This window comes from Nocardia barduliensis (genome assembly GCF_013315795.1).
Classification (GTDB): Bacteria; Actinomycetota; Actinomycetes; order Mycobacteriales; family Mycobacteriaceae; genus Nocardia; species Nocardia barduliensis.
Genome location: NZ_JABLTE010000073.1, coordinates 1 through 20,819, shown reverse-complemented (window position 1 = coordinate 20,819; position 20,819 = coordinate 1). Strand labels below are relative to the sequence as shown.

Sequence of the window (20,819 nt, the reverse complement as noted above, 5' to 3'; positions counted from 1 at the left end):
TGCTCATGTGGTCAACCGTCCCCTGGACCACAGGGTCGTTGGTGCAGGTGGAAGTCGAACTCGTGAAGCTGGGTTCGGCGCGGAGGAAATCGGGCAGGTGTTCGCCGCAGCCTATGCTGGGGCGGCGGCCCAGCTGTCCGGGCCGAAGACCTCGTAGTGGATATTCTCGGCCGCTACGCCCTTGTCCAGAAGTGCCTCGCGCATGCCGAGCATGAAAGGCAGCGGCCCGCAGAGGTAGGCCCGGGTGCCGACTGCGATAGTGATCTCGCCGAGGTCGGCGCGGCCTTCCCACAACCTGTCTTCGGGGCGGCGGGCGCCGAGATCCTCATACCAGCGGTACATCACCGCGTACGGCAGGCGTTCGACGAGTTCGGCCAGTTCCGCGCGATGGGCATGATTGCTGGGCGAGCGATCGGCATGCAGCACCGAGATCGGGCGGCTGTCGGCCGTGCCGGCGAGGTGACTGAGCATTCCCATCATCGGCGTGCACCCGATTCCCGCGGAGATCAGCAGCAGCGGCGCGTCGTCGTCCTGGAGGACCAGATCACCGAACGGCGTGGTCACCTCCAGCACGTCACCTTCGAATACGTTGCGATACAGAAAGTTCGACACCTCCCCCGCTGGTGCGATCGAGCCATCCGGCAGGGTGTGAGCGTCGACCCGTTTGACAGTGATGCGCCAGTCCTCGCTCGACGGGGCCGACGACAGACTGTACTGGCGAATTTGGCGCGCACCGTCCTCGAGACGCGCAGCCACCGACAGATATTGGCCCGGAGAGAAGGACGGCAGTGGTGTGCCGTCTACCGAGGTGAGCACGAAGGAGACTGTGTCGGCGGACTCGTGGCGCCGTTCGCGCACGCGCACCTGCCGCCAGACATCACCCACCGCTACACCCGCGGACCGGTAGAGCCCGGCCTCCATGGCGATCAGCGTCTCGGCCATCAGCCAGTACAGCTCGTCCCACGCAGCGGCGACCTCGGCGGTGACGGCGTCACCGAGCACCTCGGCGATGGCTTCGAACAAGTATTTGTGCACGATCTGGTACTGGGCGGGCTCGATGCCGAGGGAGGCATGCTTGTTCGCGATCCGCGACAGAATGAGGTCGACGCGAGCCTGATCGGGTTCGAGTTGCAGCGCCGCGAAGGCGGCGATAGCACCGGCGAGCGCTTTCTGCTGGCCGCCCTGCTTCTGGTTGCCACGATTGAACAGATCGCGTTCGAGTTCGGGGTGGGCGGCGAACATCTTGCGGTAGAACTGCGTTGTGATGTCGTCGATGGCGGCGCCTACCGCGGGCAGGGTGGCCCGGATCGTCTCTTTCGTGGTGGCCGAGAGCATGTCATTCTCCGATCGTTGCAGAAATCTGAGGGTCGGTGCCGCCTACCCGGGGCAGGGCGAGAAGGACGGAGCGGGCGGGAGTTCGAGTGAGGTCATCGATGGTGACGGTGTCGAGGGACGCGAAGAATGCTTCCTGGGCGCGGCGTAGCGCCGAGCGCAACAGACACCCCGACCGCAGCGGGCACGGATCGGCGCCGTCGCATTCGACTACTTCCGCCTCGCCCTCGAGTCGGCGTGCCAGCCATCCGACCGAGGCCGTGCGCCCGAGTTCGGTGATGGCCAGACCGCCGCCGCGGCCGCGGCGCGCGTCCACGATGCCCAGTTCGCCGAGCCGGGTGATCACTTTCGCCGCGTGCGCGTAGGACACCGACAACTCTTCGGCGATCTCCCGGCTTCCCGGACGTTCACCGCTGCCGACCACCGCCAGGCGCATGACGACCCGTAGTCCGAGGTCGGTGAAGCGGGTGAGCTGCATGCCCAGAAGATACGATAATTCGCATTTCTGATACCAATTATGTGAGCGGGATAACCCGATCTGGACACCATGCCCGGGTCGCTGGGTCGTTCGGCGCGCGGGGCGCACAGAATGTCGCCGCTGATCTTCACGTCGGTAGTCGGTCGCCGGTACGGACACGACCTGTCAAGGGACCTCGGTCACCGATCCGAGGTCGAACGCCGAGGCGAGCCGACCTGGCACTCCGTAGTCTGGGATAACAGCACGAAAGAGGTTATCCATGGTCAAGGTGTTCCTGGTCGACGACCACGAGATCGTCCGCCGCGGCGTCGCCGACCTCGTCGACCTCGAGCCGGACCTGGTCGTCGTCGGCGAAGCGGGCAGCTACTCTCAAGCACTGGCCCGCATTCCAGCGCTCCGCCCAGATGTCGCCGTGCTCGACATGAGACTTCCCGACGGCAACGGCATCGAACTGTGCCGCGAACTCCTCTCGGCCGATCCGAACCTGCGCTGCCTGATCCTCACCTCCTTCACCGACGAGCAGGCCATGCTCGACGCCATCCTGGCCGGGGCCAGCGGTTACGTGGTCAAAGATGTCAAGAGTCTCGCCCTCGTCGACGCCATCCGCACCGTCGGATCCGGTAGCTCGCTGCTGGACAACCGAGCAGCCGCCGCGCTGATGGCCAAACTCCGATCGGAAGCGGAGGCCAAGACCGGCCCGCTCGCCGCCCTCACGGACCAGGAGCGCACCCTGCTCGCCCTACTCGGCGAAGGCTTGACCAACCGGCAGATAGCCGGCCGGATGTTCCTCGCGGAGAAGACCGTCAAGAACTACGTGTCGCGCCTGCTGACCAAACTGGGCGTCGAACGTCGCACCCAGGCCGCAGTAATCGCCACCAAGCTGAAACAGCCGGAGAAGCAGTATTGAGGTGACCGCTTGGTCTCGGCGATCGTCCACAATAGGAGCCAGCAGCTCGATCGTGGGAGAATGCGGTCCATGGAGGGCCAGCGGTACACGTCCAGGTCTAACGGCCGGGCTTCTGTGACGGAGACTTTGTCGCAGTTGCGGCTTCGTGAACTGCTGATCGAGGTGCAGGACCGGATCGCGCAGATCGTCGATGTCCGCGACCGAATGGACCGGCTCATCGAAGCCATGCTGGTGGTCACCGCCGGGCTCGACCTCGACAACACTTTGCGGACCATCGTGCACACCGCGATCGAACTCGTCGACGCCGGATACGGCGCACTCGGTGTCCGCGAAACCGACCAAACCAGCAATCAACTGGCCGAGTTCGTCTACGAAGGCATCGATGACCGCACCCGCGTCATGATCGGTGACCTCCCCCGCGGGCACGGCGTACTCGGACTGCTCATCGAAGAACCCAAGCCTCTACGACTGACCAGAATCGCCGACCACCCCGCCTCGGTCGGCTTTCCGGCACACCACCCACCCATGCACACCTTCCTCGGTGTCCCGGTCAAAGTCCGCGAGGAAGTCTTCGGCAACCTCTACCTGACCGAAAAGGCGGACGGGCAAGAGTTCACCGATGACGACGAGGTCGTGGTTCAAGCGTTGGCCGCCGCGGCAGGCATCGCCATCGAAAACGCCCGTCTCTACGAACAGTCCCGAATCCGGCAACAATGGCTCGAAGCCATTCGCGACGTAGCGACCGAACTCCTGGCCGGGGGCGAACCCGAGGAAGTCCTGCAACTCGTCGCCGAACGCGCACTGACACTGACCGACTCCGCGATCACATTCCTCGCCCTACCCGAGGACCCGGACATCCCCCACGACGAAGTCACCGAACTTTTGGTCACCGCCGCCGCCGGGCCGAGCTCGGAAGCGATGAACGGGTTGTTCGTCGATGTCGAGGGTTCGCATGCGGGGAACGCATTCCGGACAGGACAGCCCGTCTCCGTCGATCAACTGCGCGATGAGACGTTCGCCGAGCTGGCGCCCGAGACCGGACCCGTCTTGATCATCCCGCTGCGTGCGCGCGGCTCGGTAATCGGGGTACTCGCCTCGCTGCGACCGGTAGAAGCGGCACCGCTGGATACCGCCACCCAGGCCATGATGGCGGCCTTCGCCGACCAGGCGGCCGTGGCGCTGCAATTGGCCGACACCCAGCGCCGGATGCGTGAACTCGACGTCCTCTCCGACCGCGACCGCATCGCCCGCGGTCTGCACGACCACGTGATCCAGCGGCTGTTCGCGGTGGGTCTCTCCCTGCAGGGCACAGTGCAGCGGGCACGGGTGCCGGAGATCAAATCCCGCCTGACAGACACCATCGACGACGTGCAAGGCATAGTTCAGGACATCCGCCACTCGATTTTCGACCTGCAGAGCAATACGACGGCGGATTCGTCCAAGTACCGAAAACACCTGCACGGCATCGTTGTCGACATGACCGCCGACACCGGCCTGCGAACCACCGTCCGGCTGGCCGGACCGGTCACGGTACTGGCGCCACCTCTGTCCGACGACGTCGAGGCAGTTCTGCGGGAAGCGGTGAGCAACGTGGTGCGGCATGCGGCCGCGAGCACCGTGGCGATCGAGTTGCAGGTCAAGGACGACGTCACCATCGAGGTGACCGACGACGGCGCGGGCGTTCCGGCGGACATCTCACGCCGCAGCGGACTAGCGAACCTGGCCGCGCGGGCCGAGAACGCCGGTGGCGGTTTCAGCGTCACCAACCGACCCGAAGGCGGCACCGTGCTGCGCTGGGCAGCTCCGCTGCCGTAACCGAGTCGGATTCGAGCGGTACTGAGTCACCTTCGCTGTCTCGTCTGCGCTGAAGTTGCGTGCGATGCGGTCGCTGGAAGCTCGCCGCCTCGCGGCGAAACGAACTCGCTCACGGTGACGTCCGAGTACCTGACATAGCCACGGATGCGCACGCACATCGAATAGGCGGATAGGCGCGGCACATCTCCATTGCCTATCGACCCTCCGGTCGAGGACCAACGCCAGCAGTCGCCGCAGGTGCCGATCCCTACCGTACTGATGACGGATCCGCACACCGAAGGGCACCGACATGGTTGATCAACACGAGGACAACCCGCACGAACTCGCTTCCGCTGCGGTAGTGGTCGGCACCGACGGCACAGAGCACGCCTCGGCGGCCGTCCGCTGGGCGGCCCGCACGGCATCGGATCGCGGGCGCCGCCTGCTGATCGTGCACGGGATGAACCTTCCCGCGGCTCGCGCCACGCTCGGCGTTTACGACGTGATGGTGCCCGCGGTCAGCGAGACGATGCGCGCACGCGGTTCGGAAATCCTTGCCGAAGCCCGGGCACTGGCGCATGATGTCGCCCCCGATCTCGCTGTGGCCACGAAGCTCGGCGAAGAGAACGCCGCAGCGCTGCTCATCACACTGTCGGCGCACACGCATCTGGTCGTCCTCGGTGCCACACCGGGCATGGGCACGATCGCTCATCTCGGATCGACCTTGCTCGCGGTGACCGCCCACGCGGACGGCGCCGTCGTGGTGGTGCGAGGCGACCGGCAGCTGACCGGCGACCGCGCACCGGTTGTAGTGGGCGCCGACGGCAGCGAAGTGGGGGAAGCGGCGATAGCCGCCGCTTTCGCCGAAGCGGCAGCACGTGACGTCGATCTGGTCACCATCCACGCTTGGAGCGACCTCTCCGCCGGTGAATTCGCGGGAACCCGATACCTCGAGATCCCGCTGGAGAACCTGGCGATCGGTGAGCGGGCGCTGCTGGCCGAGCGACTCGCGGGCTGGCAGGAGAAGTACCCGGACGTCACCGTGATCCGCAGAGTCTATCTGTCCGGGCCTCGGAAACATCTGGGTGATTGGTCGCGCAACGCGCAACTCGTCGTCGTCGGCAGCCGCGGCCGGGGCGGATTCCGGGGCCTCCTTCTCGGTTCCACCAGTAATTGGCTCGTACAGCACGCCGAGTGCCCCGTCATGGTCGTACATCCGAAGTGAGCGTGTCCTCTGTCGGAGGCAGTCGCGGCGACGACCGACCCACGAGGCAAGTGGACCACGCGGGTGTGGCTCCATCGCCAGATGACCTTCTGCCCTGTCGATACTGCCGCCGCCGTCGAATGATGATCGAAGTAGGGAGCACGCCGCCCGGAGTAGAAGGAGATGCCTCATGACCACCGTGCAGACCATCATGCGGCCCGACGTACAACACATCAGTGTTCGAGAGACTATGGAAGCAGCCGCCCAGCGGATGCGCCAACTCGATATCGGCGCGCTGCCGATCTGCGACGGCGAAGGTCATCCCGTCGGCATTGTCACCGATCGCGATATCGTCGTGAAGGTCGTCGGTGTCGGCGCGAATCCGAAGACCACTACCGCCGGAGAATTGGCACAGGGCGCCGAACGGCTGCACACAGTCGAGATCGACACCGAGGTGGACGACGCGCTGACGCTCATGCGGCAGAACCGGATCCGGCGGCTTCCGGTCACCGACAACGGCGTACTGGCCGGCATCATCACCGAAGCCGATCTGGCCCGCCATTTGACCGAGAACACCGTCGGTGAATTCGTCGAAGCGGTCTGTGCCGCCAATCTGCCCACCACCGAGAATGCGTGAGGATCTGTCACCTCGATGCCCAAAAGATCGGCATCCGGCGATGGAAGCTCGGAGCACTTGCTGAGCGGTGTCCCAGAGATCCGGTCCCGCCGTCAGCTCGAACGGACGACGATCATCGGCACGTCTATCGAGTGCAGCAGCGCATTGCTGGTCGACCCCAGCACCGTGCTCGCGAATCCGCCTCGACCGTGCGTGCCCACTACCACCAGTTGCGTGTTCGCCGACTCTTCCAGCAGGGACCGTGCCGGTCGATCCGCGGTGACGATGCGCAGCACGGCGACATCCGGGTAGCGCTCGCTCCAGCCCGCGAGATTCTCGGCCAGCATCGCCTCCGCCGATTCGCGGGCGCCGTCCCATCCTCGGACCGGCACGTCCAGACCGCTCGTGTCGCTCCATGCGTGCAGCGCCACCAGGTCGACTGTCCGCCGCGACGCCTCCTCGAACGCGAGCTCGACGGCGGGCACGCTGTTGGCGGTGCCGTCGACGCCGACGAGCACCGGTTGACGGGCTGACACGGCGTCGATCGCCGAGATTCCGTGGATCACCGCGACCGGGCAGTGCGCGTGGTGGGTTGTCGCGGTACTCACCGAACCGAGCAGGCCCCGCTGGAACGCGCCGATCCCGCGGCTACCGACCACAAGCATCCGCGCCTGCGCGGAACGCTCGATGAGTAGCGGGATGACCAGTTCGAAGCTCACCTCGGTGGTGATCGCGGGCTCGTCGCCAGGAGAAGCTGTGCGTGCCACCCGCGCAGCCTCGGTGAGGATGCGTTCGCCGTCCCTGCGCATCCACTCCAGGTCGGCCTCCCCCATCGATATGCCCGGCCCGAAACCGGTGGGTATAGCCATGGAGGTGATGATGTGCAGCGCGCAACGGTGCAGCGCTGCTTCGGCGGCCGCCCAGGCTACCGCTTGATACGAACTGGCCGATCCGTCCACCGCGGCCAGGATCGACGAGTTCGGTGGTGCGAGGCGCGAAGCGTTCACTGCCGCGTACGCGGGTCGGTGTCTTCGGCTGGGGTCGCGGGGACGGGATGCAGCACCGCGAGGCGTCGGACGTATTCGGATTCGTCGAGATCGCCGCTGGCGAACCGCTCGGCGAGCAGCGCTTCCGGTGACAAGCGCGCCGGGCCGCTGAATCGGGGGGCCTGCGCGCGCTCAGGTCTGCGCACGGCTACGAGCGCGATCGCCACCGCGATCCACGGCGGGACGACGAACAAGATCATGAGAACGAACATCCACCACTGTGGCCCGCTCCCGTACCAGTACATCACTGCGTGTCCTCTCTTGCCGGACGACACATCTGCCGCCACTCGCGGTCCCATCGCGCGCTACGCTGCCGCGCCAACAGCAGGGCTACACCGTTCGCCAGGCACCATCCGCACAGCCAGACGCCCACCAGGACGGAAACACCCACGCCGATACCGGCCACGACGGCGGTATCCGGGTGGCGTGGTCGCGCGGTGGGAGTGCCCTCGGCGTCGAGCCACAGCTCGACACGATCGCCGAGCTGCGTCTTCTTCCGGACCGGCAGGACGGCATCGCCCGTATGCCCGGACTCGTCCCATCGCGCTCGGGCGTCGTAACGATGCGCCGCGGTTCGGACGGGCTGGTCGGTGATCACGGCGTGAACTAGAGATTTCGTCGCACCTTCGCTGCGGATTTCGGCGGAGGTGTCGGCATACGCGTCCGTAGCGAGGGCGCCCGCGACAGGCACCGCGATAAGTACCGAGATCGTGGCGATCACGCGGATCGCTGATTCGATGCGATCGGACGGGCGCATCAGCTCGTTCGAGCTACACGGTCGTAGCGACCACAAACGGATCAGTCGAGTCCACCATCCGTCCAGCGGAATGATCACGCTTTCGGACATCGCCGTTTCACCTCTTCCGACGACTGGTGCCGTCAGCATCGAGGATCGCGCGTCGAACGAGGCATCGGCAGAGACAAAGGTCATCCACCCGAGGGGACCTCTGCCCCCGTGTCCCGGTCCTCGCAGAAGGCTGCCACCGCGGTCGGTAGTGTGGGATACAGGTGGCGCTCGCCGATTCTCGATGTCAAGCCGGAAGCGTCCAGGGCTTATGGCGCGTCGTATCGGTAGATCACCAGCCCTGGAACGGGTTTCGCGGTGGGGTAGTCATCGATGCCGTGCACTCCCGCCACCCCGGAGACGAAGCCCAAAATCGCGTCGTGGGCGCGGGCGATCCTGCGCAGCAGATCGAAGATCGACAGCGCGATCGCGACGAGCACGCCGAGGCCGAGCACCGCAACGAGGGTCGCGAGCGCCAGCAACAACTCGCTGCACCCCAGTACAGGGCGAAAGTCCCATGGCAAGGGTCGGTTCGACTCTGTTCCGGCCGCTCTCTACCGCCCTACCGTCGGAGTCCTTACCCGGTTCGGGCGCAGAGGAGAGATTCGTCATGCGCGCGCGAATTGTCTACGAATCGATGTTCGGCAATACCGCGGCGATCGCCGAGGCCATCGCACAGGGATTGCGTGAGCATGCCGAGGTAGAGGTCGTGAATGTGGTGGCGGCGGCGGAAGTGTGTGGATCGACGCTGAATCTGCTCGTGGTCGGCGGCCCCACCCACGCCTTCGGGCTCAGCCGCGCGCAGACGCGCCGCGACGCCGCCAAGCTCACCGATGCACCGATCGCGACCGACATCGGCGTACGGGAATGGCTCGCGGACGCACTGCCCGTATCGCCGGGTCACCGCGCTTTGGCCTTCGGCACCAAAGTGGCCAAACCACCCTGGCTGCCGGGCTCGGCCGCACGCGGTATCGGGAAACGATTGTGCCGATTGGGCTATTCGCTCGCCGATCAGCCGGTGGATTTTCTTGTCGGCGATACGACCGGCCCGCTCATACCGGGCGAGCTGGACCGCGCCCGGGTGTGGGCGGGCCGGATTGCTCACACCGAACTCGACCGAATCGTGCACCACACCTGACGGCGCACCGACGCGGATACATGCTCGGAAGAGTGCGGATGACCATCGGAAAGTGGTCGTCGCGGACTTGGAAGAGGCTGCCACTGTCGCATGACCGGCCGCATTGCGCTCGGTGCGCCAGTGGCCCCATGTCCGGCCGCCGGATGCTTATAGCGGTCTGTTCCGGTCGCAGCCGAGATCGTCGGCGACGAACCGCCCGGGATCCGGAGATGTCGCCGCGCCCAGCCAGGCCGTCGGCGGGTGCAAACCGGCATGCTGCCGAAGGACCTCAGCATTCGGGACCAACGCCAGCCGTGTGCGAACTCACCGGTCCCTACTCTTCGAGTACGCAAGCATCGACTTTCGAAGGGACACCCCGTATGTCCGCCGGTCTCCTCGACAGCGCGCACCACCTGGCATCAGCTGCCGTAGTCGTCGGTATCGACGGTTCCGAAGCCTCCGATCTGGCCGTGCAGTGGGCCGCCAAGCGCGGACGCAGGCTTCTGATCGTCCACGGCCTCGACCTGGCTGCTACCCAGGCTGTTTTCGGCCTGTACGACCTGGTGTTGCCCGCGGTCGCCCAGAAACTGCGGGAAGAAGGCGCCGCCCGATTGGCTCGCTCCGCGCGGCTGGCTAGCCGACGCCATCGAACCCCGTCCGGTCCGGGAGCTGGAGACCGCCGCACAACGCATGCTCGCCGAGCATCTCGCCGGATGGCAGGAGAAATATCCCGAGGTCCAGGTCACTCACAAGGTCTCCGTCGCCCGGCCACGCACTCTGCTCACCGCGTGGTCGAAGTCCGCGCAATTGCTCGTGGTCGGTAGCCGGGGCCGCGGCGGGTTCCGCGATCTGCTGCTCGGGTCTACCAGCAATTTCCTTGTCCAACATGCCCATTGCCCGGTCGTGGTCGCCCACGGGGCTTAGAAGAAAGCGAAAAACACATGTCCAGCAGCATCAACCCGCCGATTCTCGTCGGTTCCGACGGCTCTCCGACCTCACTGGCCGCGGTCCGCTGGGCTGCCGCCGACGCGGCCCGCCGACGCGCACCGCTGAACATCGTCTACGCGATCAGCACGCCGATCGACTACGGCCCCGGCATCGCTGTTCCCCAAATCGACTACGACAGCTACCGGCAGGAGGGACGGACGGCGCTGGAGATCGCGCGCAAGAACGCCGTGGCGGCGGCTTCCCCGATCGGCGAGCTCGACATCACCGCCGATCTCGTCGAGGCGCCGCCGATCCCGGTGCTGCGCGACCGATCCAAGTCCGCGCGGCTGCTCGTCGTCGGCACCCACGGGCTGGGCGCCTTCAGCCGCAGCATCCTCGGCTCTGTCAGCACGGCGCTGGCCCGGCATGCCGCATGTCCGGTCGCGGTGATCCCCGCCGACTTCGAGCACACGGACGGCCCGGTGGTGGTCGGCGTCGACGGCTCGTCGTGCAGTGCCCGTGCCGTCGAGGTCGCCTTCGACGAGGCCGCCCACCACGGCGCCGAGCTGGTCGCGGTACACACCTGGTCGGAGTTCTTCCGATACATCTCGCGCGCGGAAATGCAGAACGAAGCCGAGGAACTGGTGTCGCAGAGCCTGGCCGGCTACGGCGAAAAGTATCCAGAGGTACGGGTGCGGCGGATCGTAGTCGAAGATCGCACCGCCAAGCGACTGCTCGGCGAGGGCGAGAACGCGCAGCTGATCGTCGTCGGCAGTCACGGGCGCGGCGGCTTCGCCGGCATGACCCTCGGTTCGGTCAGTCAAGCGGTGCTACACGGTGCGAAGGCGCCTGTGATCATCGCAAGGTCGGCAAACTGACTCGCACCGCTGCGCATCAACGGTCCAGCCCCCGGATCTAGGGTATCGAGTTCACCAGCCGGACCGTCTCCCCCGGCTTCAGGCGTGCGGTCTGATCCCGGCAGGTGATCTCGATCGGCGCCGACGCGCCAGGATCCGAGCTGATCTCGACGCCCTGCCCGCTGACCCGCACGGTCAGCCGGTGGCCGCGATAGATCATCGGAAACGACAACGCGCCCAGAGTTTCCGGCCAGAATGGGCAGAACACAAGGCGGTCGTGGCGCAGTTCCATACCGGTGAAGCAGCGTTGCAGCAGATCGACGCTGCCGGCCATCGCGGCGATGTGAATTCCCTCCGCGGTGGTGCCGCCCTGGATGTCGGCTACGTCGGAGCCGAGCACGAGGTCGAAGAACTCCACGGCACGATCACGATTGGCCCGCGCCAGCACCCACGAATGCACCAGCGCGCTGAGCGTCGAGCCGTGCGAGGTGCGTGACAGGTAGTAGTCGATGGTCCGCGGGATCATCTCGCCGGGCAGCTCGTAGCCGAGGTGACCGAGCAATTCCCGGAGTTCGTCGGCCGACAGCAGATAGAACAGCATCAGCACATCGGCCTGTTTGGCGGCCCGATAACGGTTGACGTCGTCGCCTTCGGCCTCGAGTATTCGGTCCAGCCGCTGAATGTTGCCGTAACGGCTGCGGTAGCGGTCCCAATCGAGTTCGGCCAGTCGCTCGTAGCCCTCGAATTGGCTGATGACTCCGTCGTGGAACGGGACATACATTCGCCGGGCCACATCTCGCCAGTGCTCCGTGTCCGACGGCCGCACCGACAGCGTCTCCAGCAATTCCGTTCGTTCGCGCGGGGCCAGCAGGGCCAGCGTGTCGATCGCACGCCGAATCACCCAGGCCGCCATCACATTGGTGTACGCGTTGTTGTCGATCCCGGCGTCAGGCGCGTCCGGGTAACCGGAATGGAACTCGTCGGGGCCGATGACGCCACGGATGGTGTAGCGGTCGCGCTCGGCGTCGTAACCGGCCAGGCTCGACCAGAAACGGGCGATATCCACCAGCAGTTCCGCGCCGCCTTCGACGAGGAACTCGAGGTCGCCGGTAGCCTGGTAGTACTGCCAGACGTTGTAGGCGATCGCGACCCCGATGTGGTGCGCACGGCGGCTGGGATCGGGCTTCCACCGTCCCGACAGCGGATTCAGGTGCATTCTCTGGCTCTCTTCACGGCCGTCGCTGCCGGACTGCCACGGAAACATCGCCCCGGCCAGTCCCACTGCCGCGGCCGCCCGGCGCGCCTCGGGCAACCGTCGATAGCGGTACCGCAGCAGTGCTCGGGTCAAGGTGGGGAAACGCGGATTCAGCACCGGGAAGACGAACAGCTCGTCCCAGAACACGTGACCGCGATAGGCCTCACCGTGCAACCCGCGCGCGGGCACACCCACATCGAGATCGGTGGTGTTCGGCGACAACGTCTGCACCAGGTGCAAAAGATGCAGGCGCACGATCCGCGTCGCGTCCTGCGCTCCATCCAGGTCGATGCGCAGCCGCGCCCACAGATGCTCCCACGCCACGGCATGACCTTCGAACAGATCCGCGTACCCGCCGGCGACGGCGATCGTCCGGGCGGCCTCTTCCTCTGGACCCGCTGCCGCGTTGTCACGTCCGGTGAACACGGCGACAATCTTCTCCAGGGTCACCGACCCTCCGGCTGTGATGTCGACGGCGCACTCGTGGCCGATCAGACCATCTCGATCGATCAACTCCCGCGGCGGGTCGACCGGTTCCCGGCCGCGCCGCAGGGTGCTGCGCGTCGCGATAGCCACTGATCTGCCGGAGGTGTTGGTCCGCACCGCGAGCAGCACCGAATCGTCGGACAGGGCTATCGCGTGCTCGGCGGTCAGGTGCGTGCCCGACAGGGCGCTGTAGCGCTCCACCAGGTGATTGCGCACCCCTCCGTCGATCGCCGACCGGATTCGCAGAGCACCCGACCAATTCTCGGCGGTGATCGTCGCTTCCAACGCGCCCAGGTGCGGGCGGTGCATAGCGAGGAAGCGGCGTTGCGACACCGCAGTGATCCGCCCCGAGACGTCGCGGAAACGGAACCGCCGCACGAGTTCGCCGCAGCGGAGATCCAATTGCTGCTGGTAGGAAACCAATTCGGCGGCATCGAGGTCGAACCACTCTCCGCCGCCGATCTGGAAGGTCAGCGGAAGCCAGTTCGGCAGATTCACCAGACTCTCGTTGTCGATGACGTGCCCAGCGATCTCGTCAGAGAGCCGGTTGTACACCCCGGCGACATAAGTACCCGGATAATGGACCGCCCCCGCCACGCTTTCCGGTGCTGCCCCCCGGGTGGCGAAGTAGCCATTTCCGATTGTGCACAGTGCCTCACGAAGCTTCTCCTGAGCCGGGTCGTACCCGTCGAAGATGAGCATCCACGATTCCGGCACGACGGCAATCGATTCGGTGCGCGACAATTCCGCCAGCCGCTCGAGGAAGGCGCGAACCTGCCGTGGTCCGGCGACCGAGAAGCGGGCGGCGGTGTGCCTGTCGCCGGTCTCTTCGGCACGCACCACGATGGCGAGGCCGTCGGCTTCGACGGCATCGAAGGCGTCTTCGTCGGTCAGATCGTCCCCGAGATAGATCGGCAGTACCGGGACCGTGAGATGGTCGAGAATCCACCGCAGCGCGGTGCCCTTGTCCCAGGCCACATCCGGTCGTAACTCGGTGACGCGACGGCCGTGCGTGACACGCAAGCCTGCCGCATGTCCGACCTCGTGTACCGCGGCAACCACCCGCCCGACGTCCTCTACCGCGACATTGCGATGATGAACCGCGACCGCGAAGCGCTTGTGCTCGACCAGCACTCCCGCGATGTCGTTCAACCTCTGCCCTAGTTCGCGCGCGGCCTCGGCGAGTGCACGCTCGGCTCCCGGCGCGGCGTCGTGGACGTGCCGGTTACCGTCCGGGGCCATCAGTTCGAAGCCGTGGCTACCCGCATACCAGATTCCATCGACACCCACGTGGTCTCTGAGATCGGTCAGATCGCGTCCGCTGATGACCGCGACCGGGCATTGCGTGGCAAGCGCTGTCAGGACTGCCGCCACGCCGTCGATAGGTTCGGCGCCGGCGGGATCGGCGACGATGTCGGCCACCGTGCCATCGAAATCCAGCAGGACAGCCGGCTTTTCGGTGCTGAGCAGATCCACGATGCGTGACCAGCACTCCATAGCGTCGGGTACCTCCGAGATTCGCCGGAAGCCGCCACGCAACCGCACCTGCGCCAGGTCGGCAACAACGATGTCCGCCCCCTGCGCCAGTAGGCGATCGGTGCCCGCGTGCCGGTCGACTCCGATGATCAGTGCGAACCCACCGCTGCGTCCGGCCGCCACCCCCGCCTCGGCGTCCTCCACGACCACCGTTCGATCCGGTTCGGCACCCAGCCGCCGGGTCGCCTCGAGCAGCATCGACGGATCGGGCTTACCCGGCAAGCCCAGCGTCTCGGCGTCGATACCGTCCACCCGCACGGTGAACAAGTCGGCGACACCGGCAGCCGTGAGCACCTCCGCACAGTGACGGCTGGCTGAGAACACCCCCGTGCGGATGCCCGCATCGTCGAGCCGCCGCACCAGTGTGACGGTCGATTCGAATGCTTGTACTCCCTCGCGCGCGACCCGCTCCAGGAACAGGTGATCTTTTCGGTTGCCCAGCCCGCAGATCGTCTCAGCACTGTCCGAATCGGACGGTCTCCCCCAAGGCAGTGCGATCCCTCGTGCGGCCAGAAAATCGGCAACGCCCCGATAACGCGGTTTACCGTCCACGAAACGCAGATAGTCGTCCTCGGTGAATGGTGAGCGATCCTGCCCGCCACCCGCGGGGCGTTGGTTCAAGAAGGCATCGAACAATTCCGTCCAGGCCGCGGCATGTATCGACGCGCTGTCGGTGACCACCCCGTCCATATCGAAGATCACCGCGTCGTGTCGGCGCGCGTCGATCGGCGGTACCGCCGTGGCACCTTTTCCCACACATACAGCCTGAACGGACCGATGCCTCCCGTCTAGGGGCCGAGGTACCGGGAGACGTGGCCGACAGGGGACCACCTGCGGTGGGATTCGGGACCTACGACTCCTCCGGACATCGCCTCTCGATCCCTACCGTGACGGTATGAACCAGCTACCGTCCGGAGAAACCATCGAGAAGGCCGTCCTGCTCGCCGGCCGGGCGCCGTCACTGCACAACAGCCAACCCTGGCACTGGAAATTCGACGGCCAGACCCTGCGTCTGTTCGCTGCGCCCGAACGCATGCTTCCGGCGACGGACACATCCGGCAGGCAGATGCTGATCAGCTGCGGTATCGCTCTGGACCATCTGCGCGCCGCGATGGCCGCGGCCGGCTGGCGTATCCACGTCGCCCGCTTCCCCGATCCGAACCGCCGCGAACACCTGGCCAACATCACCTTCGAACCCGCTCCGATCGTCACCGAAGCCGAGCGTGCTCGCGCCGACGCCATCCTCCGGCGGCACACCGACCGGCTGCCGTTCCAAGCGCCCACCGGATGGCCCGACTTCGAAGAGGTCCTCCGGTCGACCTTCGATCCCTTCGACGCAACACTCGACGTGCTGGGTGACGACTGCCGCTCCAGCCTCGCCCGCGCCTCGGAGATGAGCGCTGCGCTGCGCCGCTACGACGCCGGCTACCACGCCGAATTGCAATGGTGGACCGGCCACACGATCGGCGCCGCGGGGGTGCCCAGCGACGCGCTGATCTCCCAGGAGGAACGGCAGCGAGTGAGCGTGGGCCGTAAGTTTCCCACCACTACCGGCGACCGGCGCGGCGAGATCACCGAGGACCATTCGGTAATCCTCGTGCTGTCCACCGACCGCGACACACCCGAGGACCTGGTGCGCTGCGGTGAGGTGCTGTCCACGGTGTTACTGGAGTGCACACTCGCCGGGTTCGCGACCTGTCCGTTGACTCACCTAACCGAGGTGCCGAGCAGCCGTGCCGTGGTCCGCGAATTGACCGCACACTCCGGCCTCCCCCAGGTCTTGATCCGCGTCGGTATCGCGCCCGAATCGGAGCCGAACGCTCCGGCGACTTCACGCCGCCCGCTCAGCGAGGTCCTCGAAATGCCTGAATCCGTCCGCAAACCGGATTGAGCTCGTCCATACCCCACGCTCCAACCGATCCCGCAGAAACCAGTGCCCTCGCTGGTCACCACTGCATGTGCACGTCCTGAATTCGAGGAGAAATCGGACTTCATGAACACGATGAGGCTTGCCGCAACCGTTCGATCAGCAATAGAAAGGCTGACCGGAGACCGGTTGCGCACCAAATGGTTGACCTGGGGAGCCACGGGGGAAGAAATCGCGCGGGTTATGCCGGGTGACGATCTACTGGTAGACACCGATATCGTCTCGACTCGGGCTATCACGATCTGCGCAGGCGCCGACGCTATTTGGCCGTGGCTGGTTCAACTGGGTCCCGGCCGCGGCGGCGCGTACACCTACGACTGGGTCGAGAACCTGCTCGGCCTCGATATGCACAGCGCCGATGAAATCCTCCCGCAGTTCCAGGACCTCGCGGTCGGGGACAGCTTCGCGCTCGGCAAGTCCGGTCCGCGTATGCGCGTCGCGGTGCTGGAACCCGAGCACAACTTGGTCTTCGCTTCCGAAGACGGCCGATGGGTTTGGGCATTCGGGCTCTATCCGATGGGCGCGGCCACCCGGCTGGTGAGCCGCAATCGGATCGCACTGACGGGCGCGTCCGCGTTCACGCGCGTATTCACCGTGGTCGTGATGGAACCGGGCAGCCTGGTGATGGAGCGGAAGATGCTGCGGGGCATCAAACAGCGCGCGGAGAGGCTCGGACGGGAGCGCCGGCCACCCGAAATGACAAAAGACCCTGCGCCGCGGACGCATGGCCCGTATCCGCAGCGTCGTGTACCGAGAACACTCGAGCTATGACCGCGAACGACGAAGCACCCGCCATCTCGGTGCCCGATCATCGGACGATCCTGGCCGCGTTGCGGCTGGCCACCCGCGCGCCTTCGGTCCACAACACCCAGCCGTGGCGCTGGGTGTTCGACGGCACACGCTTGCACCTATACACCGACGCCGACCGGCTGCTGCCTTCGACCGACCCGCACGGGCGCCAGCTGGTGATCAGCTGCGGTGCCATGCTGCATCACGCGCGGACCGCTTTCGCCGACCAGGGCTGGCACACCGACACGATGCGGGTACCCGACCGGCAGCGACCCGACCACCTCGCGGTAGTCGGATTCCGGCCGTGGCCGGACCCACCCGAGGGCATTCACACCCGAGCGCTCGCCATCGACCAGCGACGCACCGACCGGCTGCCGATGACCGCACCGGAGGGCTTCGCCGATATCCTCCCCCGACTGCGGATGCTCGCCTCCCCCCACGAGGTGGAACTCACCGTCCTGGATGACAACGCACGCCCTCGGCTGGCCACAGCCTCCGAGGAGGCCGGGGCTCTGCGCCGACACGACCTGCTGTACCAAACCGAATTGGAATGGTGGGCAGGACATTCGGAGTCCCTCGAGGGCGTGCCCGCCTCCGCTCTGGTCTCCGACGCCGAAAACGCTCGGGTCGGAGTCGGACGCGCGTTCCCTCCAGCCCCGCATTCGATGCGACGTGCTCGACTCGATGATCAGGCGCGACTGGTGGTACTCAGCAGCGAAGGCGACTCGGTGACCCAGTGGCTGCGCACCGGCGAGGCTTTGTCGGCCGTGCTGCTGGAATGCACCGCCGCGGGGCTGGCGACCTGCGCGCTGACCCACATCACCGAACTGCCGACAACCCGCGGACTGCTCGGCGGTCTCGTTCCGCATCCCGCGGCACCTCAAGTGCTGATCCGTGTCGGCACCGCACCCGACGACACGAACATGGCCCCCCCGACCCCCCGCCGACCGGTCACCGACATCTTCACCGTCTCCCGCTGAACCAACACGCGAACGCTTATCGCCCAGGGCGTGTCAGAGCACGCGATCCGCGGTGCTCAGGGAATCAATGGCGGCCTGCAGCTTGGCAGCGGCCCGACTGGCTACGGGCTGTAGATCTGGTTCATCCGTAACCTGCACCATGAGCTGCGGATTCATTGCTTCGACGATGACCGCGGAATCGGAGCCGGGGTTCTGGCGCACGACGACGTTTGCTGGCCTTCAGGGTGGCCCGGACGTCGATCTCGGCCGAATCCTTCGCTCGCTCAGCGCGGCCCTGGTCCGGTCGACGGCGTCGATGTCGATGGCTACCACGCCTCCATGATCGGCAGCCCCATCATCAGCGTCGACGGTCACGCCTTCAGTGGTCCCGTCCTGACCGAACCGCCCCGGCCGGGACGCGCAACCGAGCTGCTGGCTGCCATCATCACCGCGGCCACCACTCCTGGATTCGCCGCCCGCCGGGCCGGTGGTGCCCGGGCCATGACGACGACCACGGCCCGAACCGGGCACCCGTACGAGGTCTCCGTCGCTCGTGTCTCCGGCGCGCGGAAAGTCGCCTTCGTACCCTGGTTCGGCCTGCCGGGACGTAAGTCTCCGCTAGCCGTGGTAGCTGGTAGCCCACCGGCCAACCACATTCCAGCGCAGGACCCCGGGTCGTCGACGATTCTCGTTGCGCTTTCGATCCCGCCGAGTATTCGGGGTTCCGGTAGTAACCGCCGAAAAATCAACGGATACGGCGTAGCCGTAGCTGATCGCCGGTGAGTCCGGGTTCGGCCTGCGGTGATGGTCGGATGCTGGTTGGCTTGTCTCCCAACGCTGTTGGTTGGTGTGGGAGGTTGGTTCGTGGCGACGCGGGTGTTCGCGGATGAGGAGTTGGCGCGTCTGCGGGAGTTCCCGGAGATCGGGCGTGAGGAGTTGTTCCGGTTCTTCACGCTCTCGCCGGCGGATCTGGCGTTCGTCGATCCCGGTCGCGGTCGTGGTCCGGCTGATCGGCTCGGTATCGCGATCGCGTTGTGCACGTTGCCGTGGCTGGGGTTCGTGCCCGATCGCGTGGTCACCGCCCCGCCGGTCGCGGTAGCCAGGTTGGCCGAGCAGCTGCAGGTCGACGGCACCGAGATCCGTTCCTACGGCCGCCGCGCCCAGACCCGCACTGATCACCTGCGGCTGGTCGCGCAGTATTTGGGATGGCGGGCGGCCGGTGCGCTCGAGCTCGAGGAGCTCGACGAGTTCCTGCTCGCGCGGGCGATGGAGCACGATTCCCCGACCTTGTTGTTCCGGTTGGGGGTGTGAGTATCTGATCTCGGCGCGGGTGATCCGCCCCGGGCCGGTGAGCATGGTCGAGCGTATCGCCCACGCCCGTGAGCAGGCCCAGCGCGAAACCTACGACCGGCTGGCCCACGAGTTCACCCCGGCCCGCTGCGCCGAGCTGGACGCGCTGCTTGTCACCGATGCCTCGCTGGGGGTTTCGCGGTTGCGGTGGCTGTCGACCGGTCCGGTGGAGGCGTCGGCGGCCGCGGTGCGCGCCGAGGTCGACAAGCTGGCGTTCCTGCGCGGACTGGGCGCGGACCGCCTGGTCCCTAGGAGCTCGCGGCGGGGCGGATCAGCGATCTCAGGGGCGGGTCCCTGGGTGCTGGCTGTGGTTGCGTGTGGTGGGGGCCGGTCGGGCCGTTGTTCGCGTCGATGCTATCGACGAACCGTTCGACGCTGTCGAGTGCGCTCCGTGCCTCCGACAGCCGCGGGTATCCCATCTGGAACACATGGAACATTCCCGGCCACAGCTCGAGTTCGCACCGCCCGCCCGCCGCGCGCAGTGCCGCGGCAAAGTGTTGGGAGTCCGAGGCGAGAACCTCGCTGCCGCCGGCCTGCAACAGCATCGGCGGCAGGTCGGGTCCGACCGCGGCGAGGACATCCAGGCGCGGATCACTGAAATCTGTGTCCACGAAATAGGTTTGGGTGATCCGTCGACCGGTGCGGGCGGAGACGAACTGGTCCCACACGTGTGCGCTGTGGGCCGCCGCGAGCTGCCAGGTCGGGTCGACGACGCTGGAGAATCCGATCACCGCCGCAGGCTGGTCGACACCGAGTTCGCGGAGTTGGACGCACAGGCTCAGAGCGAGGTGGCCGCCGGCCGAGTCGCCCATCACGATGATGTCGCTCGCTGTGTGCCCTTGGTCGATCAACCACAGGTAGCCGTTGAGAATGTCGTCGTGGGCGGCGGGGAAGCGGTATTTCGGTGCTCGCCGATAGCGCACGGCGTAGGCGGGTCGGCGCAGTCGGCGTGTCAGTTCCGACACCAGGCCGCGGTGGGTCCAGGGGCTGCAACTGATGTATCCGCTGCCGTGGATGTAATAGATCATCCGGGTGCCGGGCTCCGCCGGCCCGCCGACCCATTCTCCGATGGTCCGGCCGTTGGGGCCTGCGGCATCGACTCTCATGGGTGGCAGCGTCGGAGCGAACCACATCCGACAGGCCACGACCTGCGTGAAGCGGTAGCCGAGCACACCGAGCGGGGTATGCAGCGGCAGTAGCCACAGTGTGGGCCGCACGAAGATTCGCGACGCCCAGATGGTCAGCCACGCGGCGAAGGAGCGCGCCACCGTGATCACCGGATCATCGGAACGACCGCTTGCCGGGGGCGGTGCGGCGGATTCGGCCAGCCTGATCGAGGCGCTGACTGGATCGGGTGTGTTCATGGGGTTCCTCGAGATCAGGGTGCACTGGAGGTCCGCCCGCACCGGCGGTGTGCGGGTGTGGGCGGGGAGTCCGGTCTCCGGTGCGGGTGGG

19 protein-coding genes and 4 pseudogenes are annotated in these 20,819 nt (G+C 66.5%); 13 read left to right on the top strand and 10 right to left on the bottom strand.

The window, feature by feature from the left end; genetic code table 11:
- Positions 1-111: 111 nt before the first annotated feature.
- Together HOV91_RS26525 and HOV91_RS26520 are read right to left on the bottom strand one after the other, a co-directional pair.
- Positions 112-1,335, bottom strand: coding sequence for a globin domain-containing protein (locus tag HOV91_RS26525; protein WP_174188085.1), 1,224 nt, complete (start codon positions 1,333-1,335; stop codon positions 112-114).
- 1 nt (position 1,336) lies between these two features.
- Positions 1,337-1,810, bottom strand: coding sequence for an RrF2 family transcriptional regulator (locus tag HOV91_RS26520; protein ID WP_174188084.1), 474 nt, complete (start codon positions 1,808-1,810; stop codon positions 1,337-1,339).
- A 259-nt stretch (positions 1,811-2,069) separates the two neighbouring features.
- On the opposite strand from HOV91_RS26520, the gene HOV91_RS26515 reads away from it, so the two are divergent.
- The 4 genes from HOV91_RS26515 (at position 2,070) to HOV91_RS26500 (ending at position 6,352) form a co-directional block, all read left to right on the top strand.
- The gene (locus HOV91_RS26515) at positions 2,070-2,717 is read left to right on the top strand and encodes a response regulator (RefSeq protein WP_174188083.1); all 648 of its coding nucleotides are present in this window, start codon (positions 2,070-2,072) and stop codon (positions 2,715-2,717) included.
- 69 nt (positions 2,718-2,786) lie between these two features.
- On the top strand, positions 2,787-4,532 hold the full coding sequence (locus HOV91_RS26510; RefSeq protein WP_174188082.1) for a GAF domain-containing sensor histidine kinase: 1,746 nt from the start codon (positions 2,787-2,789) through the stop codon (positions 4,530-4,532).
- A 289-nt stretch (positions 4,533-4,821) separates the two neighbouring features.
- On the top strand, positions 4,822-5,736 hold the full coding sequence (locus tag HOV91_RS26505) for a universal stress protein (RefSeq protein ID WP_174188081.1): 915 nt from the start codon (positions 4,822-4,824) through the stop codon (positions 5,734-5,736).
- Positions 5,737-5,905: 169 nt separating this feature from the next.
- Complete coding sequence (locus tag HOV91_RS26500; protein WP_174188080.1) at positions 5,906-6,352, top strand: CBS domain-containing protein; 447 nt, start codon at positions 5,906-5,908, stop codon at positions 6,350-6,352.
- A gap of 92 nt (positions 6,353-6,444) precedes the next feature.
- On the opposite strand, the gene HOV91_RS26495 is transcribed toward HOV91_RS26500, so the two are convergent.
- The 4 genes and pseudogenes from HOV91_RS26495 to HOV91_RS41270 all read right to left on the bottom strand — a co-directional run.
- Positions 6,445-7,338: a universal stress protein gene (locus tag HOV91_RS26495; RefSeq protein ID WP_174188079.1), complete on the bottom strand. Its 894-nt coding sequence runs from the start codon at positions 7,336-7,338 to the stop codon at positions 6,445-6,447.
- Complete coding sequence (locus tag HOV91_RS26490; RefSeq protein ID WP_174188078.1) at positions 7,335-7,577, bottom strand: hypothetical protein; 243 nt, start codon at positions 7,575-7,577, stop codon at positions 7,335-7,337. Before HOV91_RS26490 ends, HOV91_RS26495 begins: the two co-directional genes overlap by 4 nt.
- A 44-nt stretch (positions 7,578-7,621) precedes the next feature.
- A complete protein-coding gene (locus HOV91_RS26485) occupies positions 7,622-8,224 on the bottom strand; it encodes an Rv1733c family protein (RefSeq protein ID WP_174188077.1) in 603 nt (200 codons plus the stop codon).
- A gap of 209 nt (positions 8,225-8,433) precedes the next feature.
- Positions 8,434-8,652: pseudogene (locus tag HOV91_RS41270) on the bottom strand (sodium-independent anion transporter); the annotation flags it as partial.
- A gap of 119 nt (positions 8,653-8,771) precedes the next feature.
- On the opposite strand from HOV91_RS41270, the gene HOV91_RS26475 reads away from it, so the two are divergent.
- Positions 8,772-9,299, top strand: coding sequence for a flavodoxin domain-containing protein (locus tag HOV91_RS26475; RefSeq protein WP_174188076.1), 528 nt, complete (start codon positions 8,772-8,774; stop codon positions 9,297-9,299).
- A 398-nt stretch (positions 9,300-9,697) separates the two neighbouring features.
- Here the strand turns inward: HOV91_RS26475 and HOV91_RS40140 are convergent, their stop codons facing one another.
- The gene (locus HOV91_RS40140; RefSeq protein WP_246350898.1) at positions 9,698-9,925 is read right to left on the bottom strand and encodes a hypothetical protein; all 228 of its coding nucleotides are present in this window, start codon (positions 9,923-9,925) and stop codon (positions 9,698-9,700) included.
- Between HOV91_RS40140 and HOV91_RS40135 the strand changes: the two are divergent.
- Positions 9,915-10,202: pseudogene (locus HOV91_RS40135) on the top strand (universal stress protein); the annotation flags it as partial. The gene HOV91_RS40140 and the pseudogene HOV91_RS40135 overlap by 11 nt on opposite strands.
- Positions 10,203-10,219: 17 nt before the next feature.
- Positions 10,220-11,083 (top strand): universal stress protein, encoded by an 864-nt coding sequence (locus tag HOV91_RS26465; RefSeq protein WP_174188075.1) that lies wholly within the window; start codon positions 10,220-10,222, stop codon positions 11,081-11,083.
- A 37-nt stretch (positions 11,084-11,120) separates the two neighbouring features.
- On the opposite strand, the gene otsB is transcribed toward HOV91_RS26465, so the two are convergent.
- Positions 11,121-15,095 (bottom strand): trehalose-phosphatase, encoded by a 3,975-nt coding sequence (otsB, locus tag HOV91_RS26460; protein ID WP_312884778.1) that lies wholly within the window; start codon positions 15,093-15,095, stop codon positions 11,121-11,123.
- A 139-nt stretch (positions 15,096-15,234) separates the two neighbouring features.
- Here otsB and HOV91_RS26455 point away from each other — a divergent pair, with 139 nt between their 5' ends.
- The 3 genes from HOV91_RS26455 to HOV91_RS26445 all read left to right on the top strand — a co-directional run bounded on the left by HOV91_RS26455 (position 15,235) and on the right by HOV91_RS26445 (position 18,035).
- Positions 15,235-16,230: an Acg family FMN-binding oxidoreductase gene (locus HOV91_RS26455; RefSeq protein WP_174188074.1), complete on the top strand. Its 996-nt coding sequence runs from the start codon at positions 15,235-15,237 to the stop codon at positions 16,228-16,230.
- Positions 16,231-16,332: 102 nt separating this feature from the next.
- Positions 16,333-17,037, top strand: coding sequence for an SRPBCC family protein (locus HOV91_RS26450; RefSeq protein ID WP_174188073.1), 705 nt, complete (start codon positions 16,333-16,335; stop codon positions 17,035-17,037).
- Positions 17,034-18,035 carry an Acg family FMN-binding oxidoreductase gene (locus tag HOV91_RS26445; protein ID WP_174188072.1) on the top strand — a complete coding sequence of 334 codons (1,002 nt, stop codon included), beginning with the start codon at positions 17,034-17,036 and terminating at the stop codon, positions 18,033-18,035. The genes HOV91_RS26450 and HOV91_RS26445 overlap by 4 nt, the downstream gene beginning before the upstream one ends.
- Positions 18,036-18,068: 33 nt before the next feature.
- Here the strand turns inward: HOV91_RS26445 and HOV91_RS41265 are convergent.
- Positions 18,069-18,251 (bottom strand): annotated as a pseudogene (locus HOV91_RS41265) (DUF302 domain-containing protein); the annotation flags it as partial.
- Between the two features lie 102 nt (positions 18,252-18,353).
- Here HOV91_RS41265 and HOV91_RS41260 point away from each other — a divergent pair.
- Complete coding sequence (locus HOV91_RS41260; RefSeq protein ID WP_438822695.1) at positions 18,354-18,797, top strand: mycothiol-dependent nitroreductase Rv2466c family protein; 444 nt, start codon at positions 18,354-18,356, stop codon at positions 18,795-18,797.
- Positions 18,798-18,878: 81 nt separating this feature from the next.
- Positions 18,879-19,629: pseudogene (locus HOV91_RS40880) on the top strand (DUF4158 domain-containing protein); the annotation flags it as partial.
- Here the strand turns inward: HOV91_RS40880 and HOV91_RS26435 are convergent.
- A complete protein-coding gene (locus HOV91_RS26435) occupies positions 19,613-20,641 on the bottom strand; it encodes an alpha/beta hydrolase fold domain-containing protein (protein ID WP_312884777.1) in 1,029 nt (342 codons plus the stop codon). The pseudogene HOV91_RS40880 and the gene HOV91_RS26435 overlap by 17 nt on opposite strands.
- Here HOV91_RS26435 and HOV91_RS40115 point away from each other — a divergent pair.
- A partial coding sequence (locus tag HOV91_RS40115) for a hypothetical protein (RefSeq protein ID WP_246350889.1) occupies positions 20,634-20,819 on the top strand: 186 nt, incomplete at its 3' end. The genes HOV91_RS26435 and HOV91_RS40115 overlap by 8 nt on opposite strands.

Coding starts and splice junctions, on each gene's coding strand:
- HOV91_RS26465 (WP_174188075.1), top strand. CDS start 10,220: ATGTCCAGCAGCATCAACCCGCCGATTCTCGTCGGTTCCGACGGCTCT.
- HOV91_RS26500 (WP_174188080.1), top strand. CDS start 5,906: ATGACCACCGTGCAGACCATCATGCGGCCCGACGTACAACACATCAGT.
- HOV91_RS26515 (WP_174188083.1), top strand. CDS start 2,070: ATGGTCAAGGTGTTCCTGGTCGACGACCACGAGATCGTCCGCCGCGGC.
- HOV91_RS26455 (WP_174188074.1), top strand. CDS start 15,235: ATGAACCAGCTACCGTCCGGAGAAACCATCGAGAAGGCCGTCCTGCTC.
- HOV91_RS26525 (WP_174188085.1), bottom strand. CDS start 1,335: ATGCTCTCGGCCACCACGAAAGAGACGATCCGGGCCACCCTGCCCGCG.
- HOV91_RS26450 (WP_174188073.1), top strand. CDS start 16,333: ATGAACACGATGAGGCTTGCCGCAACCGTTCGATCAGCAATAGAAAGG.
- HOV91_RS41260 (WP_438822695.1), top strand. CDS start 18,354: ATGATCGGCAGCCCCATCATCAGCGTCGACGGTCACGCCTTCAGTGGT.
- HOV91_RS26505 (WP_174188081.1), top strand. CDS start 4,822: ATGGTTGATCAACACGAGGACAACCCGCACGAACTCGCTTCCGCTGCG.
- HOV91_RS26520 (WP_174188084.1), bottom strand. CDS start 1,810: ATGCAGCTCACCCGCTTCACCGACCTCGGACTACGGGTCGTCATGCGC.
- HOV91_RS26485 (WP_174188077.1), bottom strand. CDS start 8,224: ATGTCCGAAAGCGTGATCATTCCGCTGGACGGATGGTGGACTCGACTG.
- HOV91_RS26510 (WP_174188082.1), top strand. CDS start 2,787: ATGGAGGGCCAGCGGTACACGTCCAGGTCTAACGGCCGGGCTTCTGTG.
- HOV91_RS40140 (WP_246350898.1), bottom strand. CDS start 9,925: ATGGCGTCGGCTAGCCAGCCGCGCGGAGCGAGCCAATCGGGCGGCGCC.
- HOV91_RS26445 (WP_174188072.1), top strand. CDS start 17,034: ATGACCGCGAACGACGAAGCACCCGCCATCTCGGTGCCCGATCATCGG.
- HOV91_RS26475 (WP_174188076.1), top strand. CDS start 8,772: ATGCGCGCGCGAATTGTCTACGAATCGATGTTCGGCAATACCGCGGCG.
- HOV91_RS26490 (WP_174188078.1), bottom strand. CDS start 7,577: ATGATCTTGTTCGTCGTCCCGCCGTGGATCGCGGTGGCGATCGCGCTC.